The organism is Streptomyces hundungensis, from assembly GCF_003627815.1.
Taxonomy (GTDB): Bacteria; Actinomycetota; Actinomycetes; order Streptomycetales; family Streptomycetaceae; genus Streptomyces; species Streptomyces hundungensis_A.
The window spans coordinates 1,439,509-1,459,484 of sequence record NZ_CP032698.1; the positions used below are offsets into that span (position 1 = coordinate 1,439,509).

General features: G+C 72.4%; 18 protein-coding genes. 8 read left to right on the forward strand and 10 right to left on the reverse strand.

Annotated features, from left to right (window positions below):
- The first annotated feature begins 69 nt into the window (after window positions 1–69).
- Complete coding sequence (locus DWB77_RS06460) at window positions 70–984, forward strand: LysR family transcriptional regulator (protein WP_120720327.1); 915 nt, start codon at window positions 70–72, stop codon at window positions 982–984.
- A 2-nt stretch (window positions 985–986) separates the two neighbouring features.
- On the opposite strand, the gene DWB77_RS06465 is transcribed toward DWB77_RS06460, so the two are convergent.
- The 3 genes from DWB77_RS06465 to DWB77_RS06475 form a co-directional block, all read right to left on the reverse strand.
- The gene (locus tag DWB77_RS06465; RefSeq protein WP_120720328.1) at window positions 987–3,161 is read right to left on the reverse strand and encodes a putative bifunctional diguanylate cyclase/phosphodiesterase; all 2,175 of its coding nucleotides are present in this window, start codon (window positions 3,159–3,161) and stop codon (window positions 987–989) included.
- The gene (locus DWB77_RS06470; protein WP_120720329.1) at window positions 3,158–3,970 is read right to left on the reverse strand and encodes an SAM-dependent methyltransferase; all 813 of its coding nucleotides are present in this window, start codon (window positions 3,968–3,970) and stop codon (window positions 3,158–3,160) included. The genes DWB77_RS06465 and DWB77_RS06470 overlap by 4 nt, the downstream gene beginning before the upstream one ends.
- Window positions 3,971–4,227: 257 nt before the next feature.
- Window positions 4,228–5,193 carry an SCO0930 family lipoprotein gene (locus DWB77_RS06475; RefSeq protein WP_120720330.1) on the reverse strand — a complete coding sequence of 322 codons (966 nt, stop codon included), beginning with the start codon at window positions 5,191–5,193 and terminating at the stop codon, window positions 4,228–4,230.
- Between the two features lie 249 nt (window positions 5,194–5,442).
- Here DWB77_RS06475 and DWB77_RS06480 point away from each other — a divergent pair, with 249 nt between their 5' ends.
- The 3 genes from DWB77_RS06480 to DWB77_RS06490 all read left to right on the forward strand — a co-directional run bounded on the left by DWB77_RS06480 (window position 5,443) and on the right by DWB77_RS06490 (window position 7,598).
- Window positions 5,443–6,033, forward strand: coding sequence for a hypothetical protein (locus tag DWB77_RS06480; RefSeq protein WP_120720331.1), 591 nt, complete (start codon window positions 5,443–5,445; stop codon window positions 6,031–6,033).
- 25 nt (window positions 6,034–6,058) lie between these two features.
- Entirely contained in the window at window positions 6,059–6,820 is a 762-nt protein-coding gene (locus tag DWB77_RS06485) for a DUF4239 domain-containing protein (RefSeq protein ID WP_120720332.1), read from the forward strand.
- Window positions 6,821–7,028: 208 nt separating this feature from the next.
- Window positions 7,029–7,598, forward strand: coding sequence for a hypothetical protein (locus DWB77_RS06490; protein ID WP_120720333.1), 570 nt, complete (start codon window positions 7,029–7,031; stop codon window positions 7,596–7,598).
- A gap of 159 nt (window positions 7,599–7,757) precedes the next feature.
- On the opposite strand, the gene DWB77_RS06495 is transcribed toward DWB77_RS06490, so the two are convergent.
- Window positions 7,758–8,222, reverse strand: a complete 465-nt coding sequence (locus DWB77_RS06495) for a hypothetical protein (RefSeq protein ID WP_428985105.1) — start codon at window positions 8,220–8,222, stop codon at window positions 7,758–7,760.
- Between the two features lie 355 nt (window positions 8,223–8,577).
- Between DWB77_RS06495 and DWB77_RS06500 the strand changes: the two genes are divergently transcribed.
- Entirely contained in the window at window positions 8,578–9,237 is a 660-nt protein-coding gene (locus DWB77_RS06500; RefSeq protein WP_120720335.1) for a class F sortase, read from the forward strand.
- A 45-nt stretch (window positions 9,238–9,282) separates the two neighbouring features.
- On the opposite strand, the gene DWB77_RS06505 is transcribed toward DWB77_RS06500, so the two are convergent.
- The gene (locus DWB77_RS06505; protein ID WP_120720336.1) at window positions 9,283–10,128 is read right to left on the reverse strand and encodes a polysaccharide deacetylase family protein; all 846 of its coding nucleotides are present in this window, start codon (window positions 10,126–10,128) and stop codon (window positions 9,283–9,285) included.
- Between the two features lie 128 nt (window positions 10,129–10,256).
- A complete protein-coding gene (lysX, locus tag DWB77_RS06510; RefSeq protein WP_120720337.1) occupies window positions 10,257–13,526 on the reverse strand; it encodes a bifunctional lysylphosphatidylglycerol synthetase/lysine--tRNA ligase LysX in 3,270 nt (1,089 codons plus the stop codon).
- Window positions 13,527–13,597: 71 nt separating this feature from the next.
- Between lysX and DWB77_RS06515 the strand changes: the two genes are divergently transcribed.
- Window positions 13,598–14,077, forward strand: a complete 480-nt coding sequence (locus DWB77_RS06515) for a universal stress protein (RefSeq protein WP_120720338.1) — start codon at window positions 13,598–13,600, stop codon at window positions 14,075–14,077.
- Between the two features lie 143 nt (window positions 14,078–14,220).
- On the opposite strand, the gene DWB77_RS06520 is transcribed toward DWB77_RS06515, so the two are convergent.
- Window positions 14,221–15,420: a CapA family protein gene (locus tag DWB77_RS06520; RefSeq protein ID WP_428985106.1), complete on the reverse strand. Its 1,200-nt coding sequence runs from the start codon at window positions 15,418–15,420 to the stop codon at window positions 14,221–14,223.
- Between the two features lie 279 nt (window positions 15,421–15,699).
- Between DWB77_RS06520 and DWB77_RS06525 the strand changes: the two genes are divergently transcribed.
- Window positions 15,700–16,320, forward strand: coding sequence for a sigma-70 family RNA polymerase sigma factor (locus DWB77_RS06525; protein ID WP_246033434.1), 621 nt, complete (start codon window positions 15,700–15,702; stop codon window positions 16,318–16,320).
- Here the strand turns inward: DWB77_RS06525 and DWB77_RS39440 are convergent.
- Window positions 16,221–16,607 (reverse strand): zf-HC2 domain-containing protein, encoded by a 387-nt coding sequence (locus tag DWB77_RS39440; RefSeq protein WP_342777925.1) that lies wholly within the window; start codon window positions 16,605–16,607, stop codon window positions 16,221–16,223. The two genes, DWB77_RS06525 and DWB77_RS39440, sit on opposite strands and share 100 nt — an antisense overlap.
- Here DWB77_RS39440 and DWB77_RS06535 point away from each other — a divergent pair.
- Window positions 16,550–17,041 (forward strand): hypothetical protein, encoded by a 492-nt coding sequence (locus tag DWB77_RS06535; RefSeq protein WP_120720340.1) that lies wholly within the window; start codon window positions 16,550–16,552, stop codon window positions 17,039–17,041. The genes DWB77_RS39440 and DWB77_RS06535 overlap by 58 nt on opposite strands.
- A gap of 30 nt (window positions 17,042–17,071) precedes the next feature.
- Here DWB77_RS06535 and DWB77_RS06540 read toward each other — a convergent pair whose 3' ends face one another.
- Window positions 17,072–18,253 carry a histidine kinase gene (locus DWB77_RS06540; RefSeq protein ID WP_120720341.1) on the reverse strand — a complete coding sequence of 394 codons (1,182 nt, stop codon included), beginning with the start codon at window positions 18,251–18,253 and terminating at the stop codon, window positions 17,072–17,074.
- Window positions 18,250–19,929 carry a cation acetate symporter gene (locus DWB77_RS06545; RefSeq protein ID WP_120720342.1) on the reverse strand — a complete coding sequence of 560 codons (1,680 nt, stop codon included), beginning with the start codon at window positions 19,927–19,929 and terminating at the stop codon, window positions 18,250–18,252. Before DWB77_RS06545 ends, DWB77_RS06540 begins: the two co-directional genes overlap by 4 nt.
- Between the last annotated feature and the right edge of the window lie 47 nt (window positions 19,930–19,976).

The following is a 19,976-nucleotide window of genomic DNA, read 5'->3' on the forward strand; positions in this document are numbered from 1 at the left end:
CCAAGAGGTCCAAGACATGGTTCGGCTCATCTTCATAGCGATGCCCTATCGTGCCGTATCGTTGAGGGCATGCAGTTCCAGCAGCTCCTCTACTTCGTGGCGGTCGCCGAGACCCGGCACTTCACCCGGGCCGCCGAGCGCGTCCACGTCTCCCAGCCCTCGCTCTCCCAGCAGATCAAGGCGCTGGAGAACGAGCTGGGCGCCGAACTGTTCAGCCGCGCCCGGGGCAACATCGCGCTCACCGACGCGGGCGAGGCGCTGCTTCCGCTGGCCCGGCGCATCCTGGCGGACGCGGACACCGCCCGCGTCGAGGTCCAGGAGCTGGCCCAGCTCCGGCGCGGCCGGGTGCGGCTCGGGGCCACGCCCAGCCTGTGCACGGGCCTGCTGCCGGATGTGCTGCGCGCCTTCCACGACCGCCATCCCGGCATCCAGCTCCTCATCGAGGAGGGCGGCTCACACGATCTGGTACGTGAACTGGCGCGCGGCGCACTGGACTTGGCGCTCATCGTGCTGCCGCTCCCGGCCGGCTCCCCCGTCCTCACCACGGTCGAGCTGCTCCAGGAGGACCTGGTGGTGGTCTCCTCACCCGCCGAGCCGCCGCCCTGCGCGGGCTCCGCGGTGCGCATCGCGGAGCTGCGCGAGGCGCCCCTGGTGATGTTCCGGCACGGCTACGACCTGCGGGAGCTGACGGTGGCCGCGTGCCGGGCCGAGGGCTTCGAGCCCGCCTTCACCGTGGAGGGCGGCGAGATGGACGCGGTGCTCGGCTTCGTGCGGGCCGGGCTCGGGATCGCCGTGGTGCCGAGCATGGTGGCGGCGCGCGCCGGGGACCTGCGGGTGACCCCGCTGGCCCGCCCCGGTCTGCGCCGCACCATCGCCCTGGCCCACCGCGGCGACGTCGACCCGCCGCGCGCGGCACGGGAGTTGCGGCGGGTACTGCTCGGCATCGGCACGGGGCGGCGCCCCGAGGGCAGCGCCGCCCCCTGAGGTCACACCGCGTCCACCAGCGCGAGGGAGTGGATGCGGTCGGGGGCCCCGGGGCGGGCGTAGTACCAGCCCTGGGCCGTGTCGCAGCCCAGCTCCTTCAACTGCTCGGCCTGCGCGCCCGTCTCCACGCCCTCCACGGTGACCGCGAGGGAGAGGCTGTGCGCGAGCGAGACGATCCCCTCGACGATCTTGATGTCCACCGGGTCGGCTGGCAGCTGCTGCATGGACTGGGTGAAGGAGCGGTCCAGCTTGAGCACGCTCACCGGGAGCCGGCGCAGATTGGCGAGGTTGGAATAGCCCGTGCCGAAGTCGTCGAGGGCGATGTCGACGCCCATCTCGGCGAGCTGGCGCAGCGGCTTGAGCAGATCGTCGTCCGCGCCTATCAGCGCGGACTCGGTGACCTCCAGGCACAGCGCGCCCGGGGAGAGCCCGGTGCGCTCCAGCATCTCGACGGTGTCGGCGACCAGGCCCGGGTGGTAGAGCTGGGTCGGCGACAGGTTCACGTTGATGCGCAGCGGGCCGCCGTCGGTGGCGCCGGGGTGGGCCTCCTGCCAGGCACGTGCCTGGCGTACGGACTCCTGCATCACCCAGCGCCCGAGCGGCACGATGAGCCCGGTGTGCTCGGCGAGCGGGATGAAGCGGTCGGGCCCGAGCACCCCGTGCTGCGGGTGCGACCAGCGCACCAGGGCCTCGGCGCCGTGCACGCTGCCGTCGCCGAGGTGCACCAGAGGCTGGTACTCGATGAAGAACTCGCCGCGCTCCAGGGCCGCGGGCAGCGCGTTGGTGAGCCCGTGCCGGGTGATGGCACGGGCGTCGGCCTCGGCGTCCGCGAACTGGAAGCGGTTGCCGCCCGCCGACTTGGCCCGGTACATCGTGATGTCGGCGCTGCGCAGCACTTCGGCGGCGCTGCGCTCGCCCGCCGGGCCCTCGACGACGCCGATCGAGCCGCGCACCGTCAGCTCGCGGCCCTCGATGCGGATCGGGGTGGCGAGGGTGTTGAGGATGCGGGAGGCCAGCTCGTCCGCCTCGAACTCGGTGTCCGGTCCGGTGGTCAGCGCCACGAACTCGTCGCCACCGAGCCGGGCCACCATCTCCCCGGGTCCCGTCGCGCAGCTCTGCAACCGGTCGGCGACCTCCACCAGGAGCCGGTCGCCCGCCGAATGGCCGAGGCTGTCGTTGACCGCCTTGAAGCCGTCGAGGTCCAGATAGCAGAGCCCGAACCGTTTGCCGTCGCCCGGCGCGAGCGCCTTCTCCAGGCGTTCGAAGAACAGGGTGCGGTTGGGCAGTCCGGTGAGCGCGTCGTGGGTCGCCTCGTAGCGCAGCCGCAGATTGAGCAGCCGGCGCTCGGTGGTGTCCTCCATCAGGGCGAGCTGGTACTGCGGCCGGCCCTCGGCGTCGCGCAGCAGCGAGACGGTGAGGTTGGTCCACAGGACGGTGCCGTCACCGCGGTAGTAGGGCTTCTCGACGCGGTAGTGGTCCCGGTCGCCCCGCACGAGTTCCTCGTACAGGCGCCAGACCTGCGGGGCGTCCTCGGGGTGCACCCATTCGCTGACGTTGCGGCTGCGGAGCTGGCCCTCGATGCCGCCGAACATCCGGGTGAGCGTCTCGTTGACCTCCAGGACCCGGCCGTCGAGGTCGGCGATGCCGATGCCGATCGCGGCGCCCTCGAAGACCGCGCGGAACCGGGTCTCGGTGGCGTGCAGGGCGTCCAGGGCCGCGGTGCGCGCCGACATCGCGGAGCGGGCGATGGCTTCCTGCTCGGAGCGGGTCCGTTCGCGCAGGGCCGCGGCGAAGCCGGCCGCCAGGGCGTGTTGGAGCCGGGCACAGCGGGCCCGGGCCTCTTCGGAGGCCAGCTCGTCGCCCGCGCCGCAGTACAGGACGAGATACGACTCGACCACGCCGAGGGTGCGGCTGAGCGCGTCCGGGTCGGTGCAGTGCACGGCCACCAGATCGGCGCCGACCTCCTGGGCGGGCGCGGGGTCGAAGTGCCGCCCGTGCAGGGCGTGGATGAGCCGGCGGGCCAGCGGCACGAGGTGTTGCTCGAACTCGGGCCGGGTCAGCGAGGTCGCGGTCACCGGGAAGATGGCCCGGCCCCAGATCGTCGCGAACCGTCTGAGCCGGTCCTCGGGGCTGTCCGGCACCAGGTCCGGAGCCTGCGGCTCGGGCAGCTTGCTCACGCCTTGCGTCCCACGCCGGCGAAGCCCGAGAAGGCGTACGGGTCTTCCTGGTCGGCCTCGCCCTCCGGCCGCCACAGCGGCATCGAGACCAGACCGGGGTCGAGCATCGTGAACCCTTCGAAGAACCCGGCGATCTCCTCGGGCGAGCGCATCACCAGCGGGTTCTTGATGTTGCGATAGACGCCGACCGTCCGGCCCGCCTCCTCCTCGCTGAGCGGGATGCCTTCATAGGAGGCGTGGGTGAGGATGAGGAGGCTGCCGGGGGCGAGCGCGTCGCGCAGTGCGGCGACGGCCTCGTACGGGTCGTCCTGGTCCTCGACGAAGTGCAGCACGGCGATCAGCAGCAGCGCCACCGGCTGTGTCAGGTCGAGCAGTTGGGAGGTCTCGGGGGCGCTCAGAATGTCGTGTGGCTTGCGCAGGTCGGCCGAGGCGATGCCGGCGAGCTTCTTGTCCGCGAGGACGGCGCGGCTGTGGGCCACGGCCACCGGGTCGTGGTCGACGTACAGGACGCGTGCCTCGGGGTTCGCCGATTGGGCGACCTCATGAACATTTCCGAAAGTCGGGATTCCGGATCCGATGTCCAGGAACTGAGTGATTCCCTCACTCACCGCGAATCGCACGGCACGCCGCATGAAGGCCCGGTTCGCCTGCATGATCTTGGGCAGCCCCGGCATGAATCGCATGGCCTCGCGGGCCGCTTCGCGGTCGACCTCGAAATTGTGCGAACCGCCCAGGTAGTAGTCGTATATGCGGGACACGCTCGGCACCGAGATGTCGATGCCCTGAGGGGCCCAGGCGGGACGCTCCATCAATGTCTCCAACAAGTCGCCGCAGGACGGCCATGACCATGACCATTGTTTGCGCCTGAGGCTACTGATCGTCCGCCGAGAGAGCGAGTAAAAACGGAAAATGGTCGTCCGTTATTAGTCACACGCTCCCGGCTTGTGCGCCGGATCGTACGGCTCGACGCGGGAGCACGCGCCATCGTATCGCCGACTGGACACACCCGTCGGCCCGCCGCCGCGTGGGGGGTCGCGGTGACGGGCCGAAGGGGCCGGGGGCGGGGCTACTTGGGGGCGCCGACGAGCTTGCCCTCGGGGGACACCGCGTACCATGTCCCGCCCACGCCCTGGCCGTTGGTGTCGCCGGGCTTGGCGTCGCCCGCGAAGGTGTAGACGGGCCAGCAGGTGATCGACTGCTGTTTCACCCCATCGGGGCGGTTGAAGGTGACGAAGCCCTTGAGGGCGATGCCCTTGGTGTCGTTCTTCTCGACCGGCGCGACCACCGGCCACTTCTCCAGACAGGCTCCCGTGCAGGCGGACTTCATCGGCCAGGCCGAGTCCTTCTTGAAGCGGTAGACGGTCATGCCGCGCGCGTCCACGATGACGTCGCCGAGCTTGGCGTCCTTGCGGACCGAGAGACCGGGCATGGCCGCGGCGGCCGGGGCCGGCGCCTCTGCCTGGGCCTGCGCCTTCTTGCCGTCGGGCGCGGCGGCGTGCCAAGTGCCGCCCACGTTCTGCCCGTTGGTGTCGCCGGGGTTGGTGTCCTTGGCATAGCGGTACATCGGCCAGCCGCCGATGGTGAGCTGCTTGCTGCCGTCGGCGCGGGTGACCGAACCGAGCTTCGAGGCGTCCGTGCCGGCGGCGGCGCTGACCCCGTCGGCGGGCACCGCGGGCCAGGCCTTCGCACAGTCGCCCTCGCAGTTCGTCTTGGCCGGGTTCGCGGTGTCCTTGTCGAAGCGGTAGAGGGTGAAGCCGGCGCTGTCGGTGACGACCTTGCCCAGGTCCTTGCTGTCGCTGACCGTCAGCTGTCCGGCCGGTTTCGCGGCGGACTCGGCGCCGCCCGCTTGTCCATAACCGCCGCCCGCGCCATAGGCGTTGTCGGTGGGCTGCTGGGCGGCGCCGGCGTTGCCGACGGGTTGCCCGTTGCCGCCCGCGTAGCTGCTGCCCTTGTCCTGGCCGCAGCCCGTCGCGGTCAGTGCCAGTACCGCTGCCGCCGCTGCCGCGAGCGATGCGCTGCGCCAGGTTGTCATGTCAACTCCCGTGTTCGGTAAGGCTGTTGGGACGCCCGGGTGCGCCGGGTGATGGCCCTAAGTACGGGCGGGGGGCACCGGTGTGTTCAACGCGGGAGCGGAAATCTTTCCGATGCGGGGGCGCCGAATCGACAAGGGCCCGAACAAGCGGTCAACGCGGCGAACACAAAGCCGCCCGGAACTCCCCCCTTCAGGCGAATCGATTCGACGCCCCCTCCGGTTGCGCCCCCACCGCCCGATGATCATTCAGTGCAAGGACGACACCTCGCCGGGCGGCTGCTCGCCGCCACGGCCTTCACCGTGCTGCTGGCGGCACCGGCACCGGCCGCGCGGGCCGACGCCTGTGCGTACGCCTCCGTAACCCAGGGCAGCGGCGGCTCGCCCTGGGCGGTCGCGGGCACGGGCCACCGGTGCCCCTGGCCGCCGCACCCTCCGCACCCCACGCCCCCGCCCACCCGGGTGCCGCCGACCCCGACCCCGCCCACGCCCCCTCCCGCGCCGAAGCCGCCGCCCGCGCCCGCACCGCGGCCGGCCCCGCCGCACCACCCCGCGCCGCACCCGAGGCCACCCGCCGTCCCGCCCGCGCCGGCGCCCCCGGCACCGCGCCCGCCGGTGAACCCTGCCGCGCCGGCGCCGCCCGTGGTGCCGCCGCCGCCCGCCGCCTCGCCGCACCCCGGGCCGCCGCGTGCTCAGCGGATCGTCCTGCGCAACTACCGGATGCCGCCGCGCAAGAAGGCGGCGCCCCGGCTCTCCCCCGTCACCCTCACGCTGCTCATCACCGCGCCCGCCGTCATCGGCGCGGCCCTGCTGCGCACCCGTTCCGGCTCCCGCTCCCGCTGAGTCCGCTTCCTCCTGAGAGGTTCCCTTGTCCGACTGGCTCGTCCTGGTCATCGCCATGGCCGCCGCATGCGCGGTCGTGCTCACCATCACCTTGTTCAGCAACCGCCGGGTCGACCCGGAGGACGACCCCTCGGACACCCCGGACGTCATCGAGTACATGACGATGATGATCGGCGTGGTGTACGCCATCGTGCTCGGCCTCGCCATCGCGGGCGTCTGGGAGGGGCGCGGGGCCGCCCAGGCGGATGTGCAGCAGGAGGCCCAGGCGCTGCACGAGATCTCGCAGCGGGTCCAGGTGTATCCGGCGGAGGTGCGCGAGCGCACCCGGACCGACGTCGAGGCGTACGCCTCCTATGTGGTGCACACCGAGTGGAGCCACATGGCCAAGGAGGGCGAACTCACCGACGAGAGCGCGCAGAAACTGGAGAGGATCCGCCGCGATGTGACGGACTACCACCCCGCGAACGACTTCGAGGCCCAGGCCTACCAGCCGCTGATCGACCAGGTGGCCGTCGTGGACTCCGCCCGGACGGCGCGCGGGCAGGGAGCGGGCGCCACCATGCCCGGGGTTGTCTGGTTCGGCCTGATCATCGGCGCGCTGGTCACGGTCGGGCTGATCTTCACGCTTCAGATCCGGCGCACCAGGCGCGAGCTGCTGCTCGCGGGCCTCTTCAGCGCGCTCATCGCCTTCCTGCTCTTCCTGATCTGGGACTTCGACGCTCCCTTCGGCCGAGGCATCTCGGCGACCGCCGGGCCCTTCTTCGACCTGTTCCCCACCATCGGCTGACGCTCCCCGCCGGGCAGGCCGCGCCCCGAGGCTCCGCCGGACCGGCGGGGCCTTCGCTCGGCCGGGTGGGGGACGCCGATGCCCCATTCGCCCGACACGGATCGCGACACGCCGGGTCGCCTCCTAGCGTTTCGGGCATCGAGGTGCATTCACCCCCCAATGTGGAATCGGTTCCGCAGCTTGCCCCTCGGGGACCGGAGGATTGACCATGGGCGCGATACGCATCGCATCCGTCGCATTCGTCGGCGCCGCCGCGCTCGCGCTCGCGCCGTCCACCGCGGTGGCCGCCGACGGCAGCGCCAACGCAAGCTCCGCAACACCCACCTTCACCGTGACCCCGTCGGTGATCGCGCCCGCCGGCCAAGTCACCCTCAACGCCACCGGTTGCTCCGGCGACGCGACAGCCTCCTCCGGTGTGTTCGACACCGTCACCATCCCCAGGAACAGTTCGCGCAACGCCACGGTCGACGGGGACGCCAAACGGGGCGCCTCGTACACCGTGACGTTCAACTGCGACGGTGTGCGGTCGACGACGCAGCTCACCATCGCCGGTGGCGCGCCGACCGCCAGCTCGACCACCCGCCCCACCTTCCGTCCCACCGACCGCCCGACCATCCGGTCCAGCACGCCCCCGCTCGGCGTCCGCGGCGGGCTCGGCGGCAGCGTGCACGACGGCCTGGACCCCGTCGAGCTCACAGTCGGCGCCACGCTGGTCGCGGTCGCGCTCGGTGGCGGGGTCTACGCCCTGCGTCGGCGCTCCGCGACCCGCAGGCACTAGGGCCTGTCCGGCGGATCTGGTCGCCGTCGGGTGCCTTGGCCTTGTGGCGTCCCAGACAAGATCCGCCGGACTGGCCCTAGGGACACCCGTCGCCCCCGAGTCCTGGCCAGGACTCGGGGGCGACCGGCCGTTGGGGCCCTTCCCGGGAGGTTCGTCCGGTCAGACCCCTACGCCTTGGCGCCGGCGGTGCGCGACGAACAGCGCACCGCCGATCGCGGCCGTACCGACGAGGGCGCCGCCGACCGCCATCTCGGTGTCGCTCGGGCCCGCGGCGCCGCCGAGCCCGCCGTCGGCGCCCCGGCCTTCGAGGACCCGGAAGCTGCGCGTCGCCACTCGGTCGTTGTCGTTGCACTTGACCGCCAGGCTGTACTCCCCCGGCGTCGCGTGGTCGTGGATCCGCGCGGTCGCGAAGTTGGTGTCGCCCGACGAGAGATGGACCTCGTCGAAGGCGTTGGAGCTGACCCGGCCGCCGTTGTGGCAGCCGTGGGCGGTGATGTTCAAGGTGGCACCTTGGTGGACCCGGGAGGGGTCGACCTCGACACCGGTCGGCCCGCCGGACGGCGGACCCCCCGCGAGGGCCGCCGGCGCGGCGAACCCGACCGCGGCGCCGACCGCCAGCGCCACCGTTAGAGCGCGTGAAGCACGCATCGTTGAACCTCCATGGGAGGACGCCCCGGAGCCGTGCCCCGGGATGATCGACGAGTACGCCTCCCACGTCGAACCCTCACCGCCGCTCATACAAGCCGCATTTCGGTACTCATCCACCCTGGTGAACGGCCGGCCCCCCGTTCGGCCCCGAAATCTGACGGACCCGCAGGTCACAGACCGTCAGATCATTTTCGCCGCCGTGGTACCCGGATGGCCCAGGCCGGCTGGACCGGCACCCGTTCGCCGCTCTGCGATCGCCGAGCGGGCGCGCCGCCCTTACGGTGCTCGAAGGCGCGCTGAGGGTGGACGGCGAAGGAGTTGACGAAGAGAGATGGCGCACGAAGAGAGCGGCATGGAGCGTCGCAGGCGCTCCCCGTGGGGGGCTCTGGCCCTGGTGATGCTGACCGGCCTCGCGCTGATGCGCAACGGCGCGGACGCGACGATGGGGCCGCCGCAGCCCGCAGCGGCGGCCGCGCCTGCCAGCAGCGCGGAGACCGCGTCCACACCGGCGCCGGCCGCCGAGGTCGAGCCGCTGCCCTTCGCCCCGGCCTCCCGGGTGCGGATCGAGTCGATCAATGTGAACGCGCCGGTCATGGACGTCGGCACCGATGCGCAGGGCTGGGTGCAGGCACCGCCGCCCCAGGACCCGAACCTGGCCGGCTGGTACCAGAACGGCGTCGCCCCCGGCATGCGCGGCACGGCGGTGGTCGTCGGCCATGTGGACAACACCAAGGGGCCGGCGGTCTTCTACGGGCTCGGCTCGCTCCAGAAGGGCAGCCACATCGAGGTGGACCGCTTCGACGGCCGCACCGCGGTGTTCGAGGTGTACGGCGTCGAGGTCTTCGACAAGGCCACCTTCCCGGGTGCCCGGGTGTACGGCGACACCGGGCACCCGGAGCTCCGGGTGATCACGTGCGGCGGCGGCTTCTCCAGGGCCCGCGGCTACGACGGGAACGTCGTGGCCTTCGCGCGCCTGGTGTCCGTCAAGTAGCGCCGGGGCGATCGCGCGGCCGTCGGAGGACAGCCGCCCGCGGGCTCATCTGCGCCGGGGCGGAACCTTCAACGCGTAACCCTGCGCGAGGAGTTCGGGCAGATAGGTGCGCAGGGCCGCGACGCTCTGCGAGCGGTCGCCGCCCGCGTCGTGCGAGAGCACCACGACACCGGGCGCGGCCCCGTCCAGGACCCGGCGGATGATGCTGGGGGTCCCGGGCGTGGTCCAGTCGAGGGTGTCGACGGTCCACGCGAGCGGCTCCATGCCCAGCTCGGCCTGGATCTCGAACACATTGCGGTTCCACGCCCCGTACGGCGCCCTGAACCACTGCGGCGGTTCGCCCACGGTCTGCTCGATGACCTCGCTGGTGCGGCCGATCTCGGAGCGGATCGCGGCGGGGGCGGTCTTGTTGAGCTGCGGGTGGGTCCAGGTGTGGTTGCCGATGACGTGCCCGTCGTCGCGCATCTCGCGCAGCAGGTCCCGGTTGTCGGTGGCCATCTCGCCGCAGAGGAAGAACACGGCGCGCACGTCGTGCTCGCGCAGGGTTTTGAGGATGCCGGGGGTGTAGCGCGGGTCGGGGCCGTCGTCGAAGGTGAGCACCATCGAGCGCTCCCCCAGCTGGGGCATGCTCAGGAACGGTCTGGTCCGCACCGGAGGCAGGGCGGTGTGGTAGCGCGGCGGGGTGTAGGCGGTCATGGGTTCCAGGCGGTACGCGCTGGTGCGCAGCCGGGGCGCGGCGGCCTGGGGTCCCGCGGCGGGGGCAGCGCGGGTCGGGCCGGTGGGGGCGCCGGTGTGCTCGGCGGTGAGCAGGCGCACGGCGGCGGCGGCTCCGACGCAGGCGGTGAGGCGCAGCAGCGTCCGCCGACTGGGGACCATCTGATCCCTTTTCATGACATACGGCTTTTGTTCGTCATGGCCGCACATTAGGACCCCGGGCCGCCGCCGGGCCGACGAAACGTCAGCGCCGGGGCGACACCGGCACGAATGGAGTCACCCGGCGCCGCCGGTCCCGGTCCGTTTCAGGTACGGCGGACCATCGGGAAGGGCAGGGTCTCGCGGATGGTGAGCCCGGTGAGGAACATGACGAGGCGGTCCACGCCGATGCCGAGGCCACCGGTGGGCGGCATGGCGTATTCGAGGGCGTCCAGGAAGTCCTCGTCGATCTCCATGGCCTCCGGGTCGCCGCCCGCCGCGAGCAGGGACTGCGCGGTGAGTCTGCGGCGCTGCTCGACGGGATCGGTCAACTCCGAATAGGCGGTGCCCAGTTCGGTGCCGAAGGCGACCAGGTCCCAGCGCTCGGCGAGCCGGGCGTCGGCGCGGTGGACGCGGGTCAGCGGGGAGACCTCGGTGGGGAAGTCCTTGTAGAAGGTGGGTTGGCGCGTCTTCTCCTCGACGAGCCGCTCGTACATTTCGAGGACGACGTCGCCGCGCGTGTTGTCGGGGGTGTGCGGCACCCCGGCACGGTCGCAGAGCCGGCGCAGGCGCCGTTCGTCGGTATCGGCGTCGACCTCCTCGCCGAGCGCCTCGGAGAGCGCCCCGTACAGCGTCTTGACGGGCCAGGGCCCGGAGATGTCGTACTCGACCATCGTGCCGTCCGGGTCCGCCTTGCGGGCGATCGGGGCGCCGAAGGCGGCGGTGGCCGCGTCCTGGATGAGCTCGCGGGCCAGGTCGAGCATCACGTCGTAGTCGGCGTACGCCTGATAGGCCTCCAACATCGTGAACTCGGGGTTGTGCTTGTAGGAGACGCCCTCGTTGCGGAAGGTGCGGCCCATTTCGAAGACCTTCTCGACGCCGCCGACGCAGAGCCGTTTGAGGTACAGCTCGGGGGCGATGCGCAGATACAGGTCGAGGTCGTAGGCGTTGATGTGGGTGGTGAAGGGGCGGGCGTTGGCGCCGCCGTGGATCTGCTGAAGCATCGGCGTCTCGACCTCCAGATAGCCCCGCCGCAGCAGGCCCTGGCGCAGCGCCTGGACGGCGGTGGAGCGGGCCCTGACGACCTCGCGGGCCTCGGGGCTCGCCACCAGGTCGAGATAGCGCCGGCGTACCCGCGCCTCCGGGTCGGCGAGGCCGCGCCGCTTGTCGGGCAGCGGGCGCAGGCACTTGGCGGTCAGCTGCCAGCCGGTGGCGAAGAGCGAGAACTCGCCCTGGTCGCTGGTGGCGGTGGTGCCGGAGGCGGTGATGTGGTCGCCGAGGTCGATGTCGCGGGTGAATCGTCCGAGGACTGCGGCGCCCGCCCCCTCGCGGGTGAGGACCAGTTGGAGGTCGCCCGACCAGTCGCGCAGGACGGCGAAGACGACGCCGCCGAAGTCGCGCACGGCCATGACGCGTCCCGCGACGGTGGCGCTCGTGCCCTCGCCCGCGGTCCTGAGCCGGGCCAGGGTGTGGGTGCGGACCGCGACGGCGACGGGATAGGGCTCGGTGCCTTCCGCGCGCAGCCGCTCCAGTTTGCGGTGGCGTACCCGTACCTGCTCCGGGAGTTGACGCTCCATCACTTCGAGGGTGTCCGGCGAGGCGAGGCCGAGTGCCTCGATGGAGGGCAGGCCCGCGGTGGTGACGGGCTTGGTGACGCCCTTGGGGCGGCCCTTGCCCCAGAGCTTGCGCAGGCTCGGTACGGAGACGAAGCCCTCGGCGATGCCGGACGCGAGGCCGACCCGGGCGAGCGAGCCCGCGTCGCCGTAGCAGAGGAAGCGGGGGTACCACTGCGGCTGGTACTTCACGTTGGAGCGGTAAAGGGCCTCCAACTGCCACCACTTGGAGAAGAACAGCAGCAGTTTGCGCCACAGCCGCAGCACCGGTCCCGCACCGATGCGGGCGCCCTCCTCGAAGGCCGAGCGGAACACCGCGAAGTTGAGCGAGATGCGGCGGATGCCCAACTTCGGTGCGGTGGCGCACACTTCGGCCACCATGAACTCCATGACGCCGTTGGGGGCGCTGCGGTCGCGCCGCATCAGGTCGAGCGAGATGCCGTCGGTGCCCCAGGGCACGAAGGAGAGCAGCGCGATCAGGGTGCCGTCGGCGTCGAAGGCCTCGACGAGCAGGCAGTCGCCGTCGGCCGGGTCGCCGAGGCGGTCGAGCGCCATCGAGAAGCCGCGTTCGGTCTCGGTGTCGCGCCAGGCGTCGGCGCGGTCGACGATCTGGCGCATCTCCTCGTCGCTGAGGGCCGAGTGGCGGCGGATGCGGGTGGTGGCGCCGGTGCGCGCGACCCGCCGCACGGCCTGCCGGGTGACGCGCATGTCGCGGCCGTCGAGGTCGAACTTGGCGACGTGCAGGATCGCCTCGTCGCCGAGCTGGATGGCGCCGAGGCCGTGCCGGGCGTAGGCGGTCGCCCCCTCTTCGGAGGCGCCCATCACGGCGGGCGCCCAGGCGTACTGGCGGGCGATGTCCAGCCAGGCGTCGATGGCCGGGCCCCAGGCGCCTGCGTCGCCGACCGGGTCGCCACTGGCGAGCGCCACGCCCGTCTCGACCCGATAGGTGACGGCGGCCTTGCCGTTGGGCGAGAACACCACCGCCTTGTCGCGGCGGGTCGCGAAGTAGCCCAGCGAGTCCTGGCGGCCGTACGCGCCGAGCAGGGCCCGGATGCGCGGCTCCTCGTCGCCGTGCAGGGCGGCTTCCATCCGCTGCGAACGGAAGAGCGTGGAGGCGGCCGTCAGGAGGGCGATGGCGCCGAACAGACCGAGGAAGAAGTACAGGGGCCTCGGCGGGCTGCCGTCGAACTGGCCGCTGGAGACCAGACCGCCGAGGACGCGGTTGGTGGCCCACAGCAGTCGCTGGCCGCGCGGCAGGGTGTCGGGGAACATCTCGACCAGGCCCCAGCCGACCAGGACGCCCGCCGCGAGCCCGAGGCACAGCACCCCCACGGCCCGGCGGAAGGCACCCCTGCGGGTCTGGGCGTAGAACTGCCCGCGGGCCAGGATCAGCACCACCAGGGCAGCGGCGCAGAGCACCCCGTTGGGGAGCCACGCCCAGTCGGCGACGGTGATCAGCAGCACGTCGAGCAGGAAGAGCAGCCCGAGGTAGATGACCACCAGCCACCAGGCGACCTTCTTGCGGGCGCCGATCGCGGCCGCGAGCAGCAGCAGGAAGACGGCATAGGCGAGGTTGGCGCTGACCGGCACGGTGACCCGGTCCAGGAACCAGGAGATCGGGTGCAGGAGTCTGCGCAGCGGGGGGATGAGCGCGATGGCCGCGCAGAAGAGCCCGAGCAGGCCGAAGAACATCGCGAACGCTTCGGGCACCCGCCCCAGAAAGCCGGTCCGCGACGGTGTCGGCGCCGCCTCGCTGACAGTCATGCTCTGCACTTTAGGGAGGCGGGGGCCGGGCCGCCTGTCGGAGGCTCGGCGGGGCCCGTTAGCCTCGGGGCGTGACAGAGCAGCGGCCCCAGCCCCACCCCGAGTCCCAGCGCTTCGAACGCGGTACCGACGGCCCGAAGGTGATCGTCGCCGGCGTCGACGGCTCGGACTCCTCCCTGCGGGCCGCGGCGTACGCCAGTGGCCTCGCCCGGCGGCAGAACGCCCTGCTCGCCCTCGTCTACGTCCAGCCCGTGCTTGCGGCGGGCGCCGCGCTCGGCGCGCCCGTGACCGACGCCACCGTCGAGATCGCCGAAGGCCTGGTCGCGGAGATCAGGGCGGCGGCCGAGCGGGTGCGGGGCATCTGGGACGTGCGCTGGGAGTTCCACACCTTCCGCGGCGACCCCTACTCCGGCCTGGTGACCGCGGCCGACGAGCTGAAGGCGGACGCGGTCGTGGTGGGCGTCTCGGAGTCGGCCGGGCACCGCATCGTCGGGTCGGTCGCCGTGCGGCTGGTGAAGGCGGGCCGCTGGCCGGTCACGGTGGTGCCGTAGGCCAGTCGCGGTGCCGAGGCCGGTCGCGTCGTAGGACAGCCGCGGTGGTGTCGTACGCCGATCGCGGTGGTGCCGAGGCCGGTCGCGGGGGTGTCGTACGCCGTGTCAGGTCACCGTCCGCACCCGTGAGGTATTGAGCGCGTTCAGCGGGACATCTTCAGGCCGTCCTTCGCGGCGCCCCGGCTGAGGACGGCCGTACGGATGTGGTCCAGCGCCTCGGCGTACTCCTCGCGCTCCGGTGACGCGGCGACGGCCTCGGGCAGGCTCATCACACGGCCCCGCTCCACGTCGATCCACTGCGGTACGAACTCGGCCCGGCTGACCTCCCAGCGCGCCCCGGGCCGCACCGGTGGCGCGAAGGTGAAGCGGGCGATGGAGCTCATGTTGCCGCGGGCGTCGCGCTCGCCGGTGTCGTTGAACATCTCGCCCGCGACCTGGTCGCCCTCGCCGTAGACGATCCAGACGCCGTTGACCTTCTCGTACGCCTGCGGGATGTGCGCGTGGGTGCCGAGGATGAGGTCGATGTCGGGCCGGCCACCGGTCCTGGAGGCGGTGAGGGCCTTGCCGAGGGCGAGTTGTCGCTCGTCGGGCTCCGTCTGCCATTCGGTGCCCCAGTGGAGGCTGACGACCACCACGTCGGCGCCCGCGGCGCGGGCCGCCCGGGCATCGGCGACGATCTTCTTCTGGTCGATGAGGTGGACCGCCCACGGCTGCCCGTCCGGCATCGGGTACCCGTTGGTGTCATAGGTGTAGGCGAGCTGCGCGACCTTGGCGCCCCGGGCCGTCATCAGCGCGGGGCGCGCCGACTCCTGCGCGGTGCGTCCCGAGCCGGTGTGCGAGAGGCCCGCCTTGTCGAAGGCCTTCAGGGTGCGGGCGATGCCGTCGGCGCCGTCGTCCAGGGTGTGGTTGGAGGCGGTCGAGCACGAGTCGTACCCGGCGTCCTTCAGCGCGGCGGCCACCTGGGGCGGGGAGGTGAAGGCCGGGTAGCCGGTGAAGGGGCCCTCGTCGGGGCCGTACACGGTCTCCATGTGACAGATCGCCAGATCGGCGCGCGAGATGATCGGCTTGACCCCGGCCAGCATCGGCCGGAAGTCGTAACCCCCGTCCTGCGCATCGGACTTGGCGCGCTCGATCGTCGAGTCGTGCGGGAGTACGTCGCCGGTCGCGACGAGCGTGAAGGGGTGCCGGGCGGACGCGGCGCCCGAGGCCGGTGAGTGCTGGGCGTCCCGATGGGCCGGGGGCTGTGCGGGCCGCTGCCCGCCGCCGCATCCCGCTGTGGCCGCGAGCGCGAGGACCGCGAGGGCCGCCGCCCCCTGTCGGGCGCGCTGGGTCGGCTTCCGCATGGGCATCGGCGTCGGACTCCGTCGGTCGGGGGCGGGCGTGTGTCCGAAATCCACCCCGCGAGAACCGGCCGGTCAAGCCGAAAAGCCGTTCATACGACGAAAGACCGCTGGATCGGACGCACCCGACACGCCTCCCGCCCCGCGTCCGCGACCGCTCGCCGTACCACTCGTCGCTCGGTTCGACCGCTTGTCGCAGCGCCTGGCGCGACCGCTGTCGCCGCCCCCTGCCATGCGCTCGGATACCGCTGGTTCACGGGTCACGGGGAAAGGGCGTACACGGTGACGACGGTGGTCTCGGACATACGGCGCTACACCCCCGAGCGGGAGCTGGCCGCGTTGCAGCGCGCACACGGCCCCGCCCTGCTCCACTTCCTGCTCGGGCTCACCTACGGCGACCGCCAGCGCGCCGAGGACCTGCTCCAGGAGACGCTGGTACGGGCCTGGCAGCACCCGGAGGCCTTCGAAGCGCCCTACTGCTCGATGCGGCCCTGGCTGTTCACGGTCGCGCGGCGGCTCGCCATCGACGCGCGCCGCGGCCGGCTCGCCCGGCCGGCCGAGGTCGGCGACGAGGTGCTGCTCGCGACGGCGGAATCCGGCGACCACACCGAGCGCTGCGCCGCCGCTCTCGACGTCCGCTCCGCCGTGAGGTCGCTCACACCTGAACACCGGGCGGTGCTGGTGCAGTTGTACTTTCGGGGCCTGAGCGTGAACGAAGCGGCCGAAGTGCTCGGTGTGCCGCCAGGGACCGTCAAGTCCCGTTCGTACTACGCCTTGCGCGCACTGGCCCGGGTGCTGCCCGGCTATTCTGCGTCAGGTCCCGAAGGGCTCTCCTCGGTGGGTTCCAGGTCCGCCTCGGTGAGCAGGGCGAGCAGCGAGGGCGCCTCGGCGAGCTCCAGGTAGGCGGTTCGGCATGGTGCGCACCGGCGCAGATGCGCGGCGACGGCGTGGTCGTCGCCGGGCTCCAGGGCGCCCAGGACGTACGCGCCCAACAGCTGCCGCACATGCATGAGCACCTCGTGTCGTGTGACGGATCCTGCCCTTCTGGCCACGGCGGGCACGCGCCCCCGGTTCAATGCTCCCTGGAGCTCCCCGGGAGCGCCGGGACGGTCGATGAAAGAGGCGAGACAGGATGCGTCCGGAGGGAAGTAGCGGGACCAGCGGTGACGAGCTGGTGGTGCCGATGGCATGGATGTACGCGGAGTACATCGCCGACGAGTTGCTGCGTACCGGCGATCTGATGCCGCCGACGACACTGGAGTTCCGGGCCGGGCGCAATGCCCTGGCCCTGACGATCTTCCTGTCCGACGGGGCGGTCGGCGGGGCCCGGGTGGTGGCGCGGCTCGACGAGTGGAGTTCGCTCACCGCGGCCGGGCGGCCCTGGCGGCGCTGGATCTGCGCCCGGCTGCGCAGGCTGGACCGCGAACAGGACCAGGGGCCCGATCTGGAGATGGCGCGGGCCGCCTGGCGGTGGCTGGAGGAGACCGAGCTGCTCGCGGCGGATCTGGACGCGGTGGTGCCGGGCGCCGTCGACCCGTGCGCCGAGGAGGACGAGCCCCGCGTCTGGACCCCCGCCTGGGAACTGGGCCTGCCGCTCGGTCACTTGGCGATCCACTTGTTCTGACGCGCCGTCAACTATGGACCTTGCGTGGCCTCAACTATGGACGCCCGCACGGTATTTGGGGATGCGGGCCGTCACCTTCATGCCCGCGCCGAGGCCGGTGTCGATGACGAGGCCGTAGGCGTCGCCGTAGACCTGCCTCAGCCGTTCGTCGACATTGAGCAGACCGATGCCGCCGGAGGCGCCGTCCTCACCGCGCAGGATGCGGCGCAGCCGCTCCGGGTCCATGCCCGCGCCGTCGTCCTCGATGACGACCTCGGCCTCGTTGCCCGCGTCCAGGGCGCTGATGGTGATGTGCCCCGCCGTGACCGCGCCCTCGATGCCGTGTTTGACGGCGTTCTCGACGAGCGGCTGGAGACAGAGGAACGGCAGGGCGACGGGCAGCACTTCGGGCGCGACCTGGAGGGTGACGGAGAGCCGGTCGCCGAAGCGGGCCCGCACCAGGGCCAGGTACTGGTCGATGGAGTGGAGTTCGTCGGCCAGTGTGGTGAAGTCGCCGTGGCGGCGGAAGGAGTAGCGGGTGAAGTCGGCGAATTCCAGGAGGAGTTCGCGGGCGCGCTCGGGGTCGGTCCGTACGAACGAGGCGATCGCGGCGAGCGAGTTGAAGATGAAGTGCGGGGAGATCTGGGCGCGCAGGGCCTTGATCTCGGCCTCGATCAACCGGGTTCGGGAGCGGTCGAGTTCGGCGAGTTCGAGCTGTACGGAGACCCAGCGCCCGACCTCGCCGGCCGCCCGCGCCAGGACCGCCGACTCGCGGGGCGCGTAGGCGATCAGGGTGCCCAGCACCCGGTGGTCGACGGTGAGCGGGACGGCCACAGCCCAGCGCAGCGGGCAGTCCAGGTCGTCGCATCCCAGGGTGAACGCCTTGTCGCGGCCGGTGTCGAACAGCGCCGTCGTCTGGTCCATGACCTGGGCGCTGTGGTGCTGCTCCCCCGCGCCGTCCCAGGTCAGGATGGTGTCGCGGTCGGTCAGGCAGAGCGCGTCGGTGCCGAGCAGGGAGCGCAGGCCCCGGGCCGACTTGCGGGCGGCCTCGGCGGTGAGCCCGGCGCGCAGCGGGGGCGCGGCGAGCGAGGCGGTGTGCAGGGTCTCGAAGGTGGCGTGCTCGACGGGGGTTCCGACATCGCTGATGCGTCCCTGCCGGGCGGAGCGCCGGCCCAGCAGGAAGCCGGCGCCGGCGAGCAGCGGGCCGAGGAAGAGCAGCGCGGCCAGGGTCATCGGTGGACGCCTCCCCTACCGGCCAGCGCCTCGGGCAGATGGAAGCGGGTCATGGCGGCATTGGTGCCGGGCGGGACCCGGCCCGGGGTCGCGAGCGACACCCCGATCATGGCGAGGAAGCCGACCGGCACCGACCAGACGGCCGGCCAGGCGAGCAGCGCGTGCGCGAGGCCGGGCGGGGCGAGCCCGAGGACGGTGGCGGCGACGGCCACCAGCGCGGAGCCCCCGCCGAGCACCAGACCGGCGGCGGCGCCCGGCGGGGTCAGCCGCCGCCACCAGATGCCGAGCACGAGCAGCGGGCAGAACGAGGACGCCGACACCGCGAACGCCATCCCGACCGCGTCGGCCACGGGCACCTGGCTGACCAGCAGCGCGCCGAGCAGCGGCACGGCGATGGCGAGCGGGGTGGCGAGCCGGAAGTGGCGTACGCCGCGCGAGGGCAGCACGTCCTGGGTGAGGACTCCGGCGACCGCCATGGTGAGCCCGGAGGCCGTCGACAGGAACGCGGCGAACGCGCCACCGGCGACCAGCGCGCCCAGCAGATCGCCCCCGGCGCCGCCGACCAGGCGCTCGGGCAGCAGCAGCACCGCGGCGTCGGCGTCACCGGTCAGGGCGAGTTCGGGGGCGTACAGCCGGCCGAGGGCCCCGTAGACGGGGGGCAGCAGATAGAACGCGCCGATGAGGGCGAGGACGACGAGGGTGGCACGGCGCGCCTCGCGGCCGCCCGGGCTGGTGTAGAAGCGGACCACCACATGGGGCAGGCCCATGGTGCCGAGGAAGGTCGCCACGATCAGCCCGTAGGTGGCGTACAGCGGGTACTCGGTGCGGGCCGCGCTGCCGGGGACGCGGGTTCGGGCGGCGAGCGCGAGCCGGGTGCCGGCCTCCACCCGGTGCTCGCCCGGCCGCAGTGTCAGGGCGTCGCCGTCGTGGCGCCGTCCGTCCACGGTGCCGTCGGCGTGGACGGGCAGCGGCTCGGTGAGGCGCAGGGTGAGGGTGTCGGCGAAGCGGACGGTCTGCTGGTGGCGCAGGGCGGCCGGCTCGTCGTAGACCGGGCGCGGCGCGCCGTCGCCCCGCCAGGCCAGGACCAGGAAGAACACGGGTATGAGGAGCGCGGTCAGCTTCAGCCAGTACTGGAAGGCCTGGACGAAGGTGATGGAGCGCATGCCTCCGGCGGCCACCGCCAGGACCACGACGGCCGCCACCAGGACCGGCCCCAGCCAGCCCGGCGCCCCCGTCAGGATCTTCAACGTCAGCCCCGCGCCCTGGAGTTGGGGCACCAGATAGAGCCAGCCCGCGCCGACGACGAACACGCTGACCAGCCGGCGGGTGGCCCGCGATTCGAGCCGTCCCTCGGCGAAGTCGGGCAGGGTGTACGCCCCGGAGCGGCGCAGCGGGGCCGCGACGAACAGCAGCAGCACGAGGTAGCCGGCGGTGTAGCCGACCGGGTACCAGAGCATGTCGGGGCCCTGGACCAGGACAAGGCCTGCGACACCGAGGAAGGAGGCCGCGGAGAGGTATTCGCCGCTGATGGCGGCCGCGTTGAGGCCCGGACCCACCGTGCGCGAGGCGACGTAGAAGTCGGAAGTGGTGCGCGAGATGCGCAGCCCGAACCCGCCGACGAGGACGGTGGCGACCACGACGGTGGTCACCGCCACGACAGCGTACGTCTGGCTCACGAGGTACAACTGCCGTGATCGGGGCGGGGGTTCGCGCGGCCGGACTC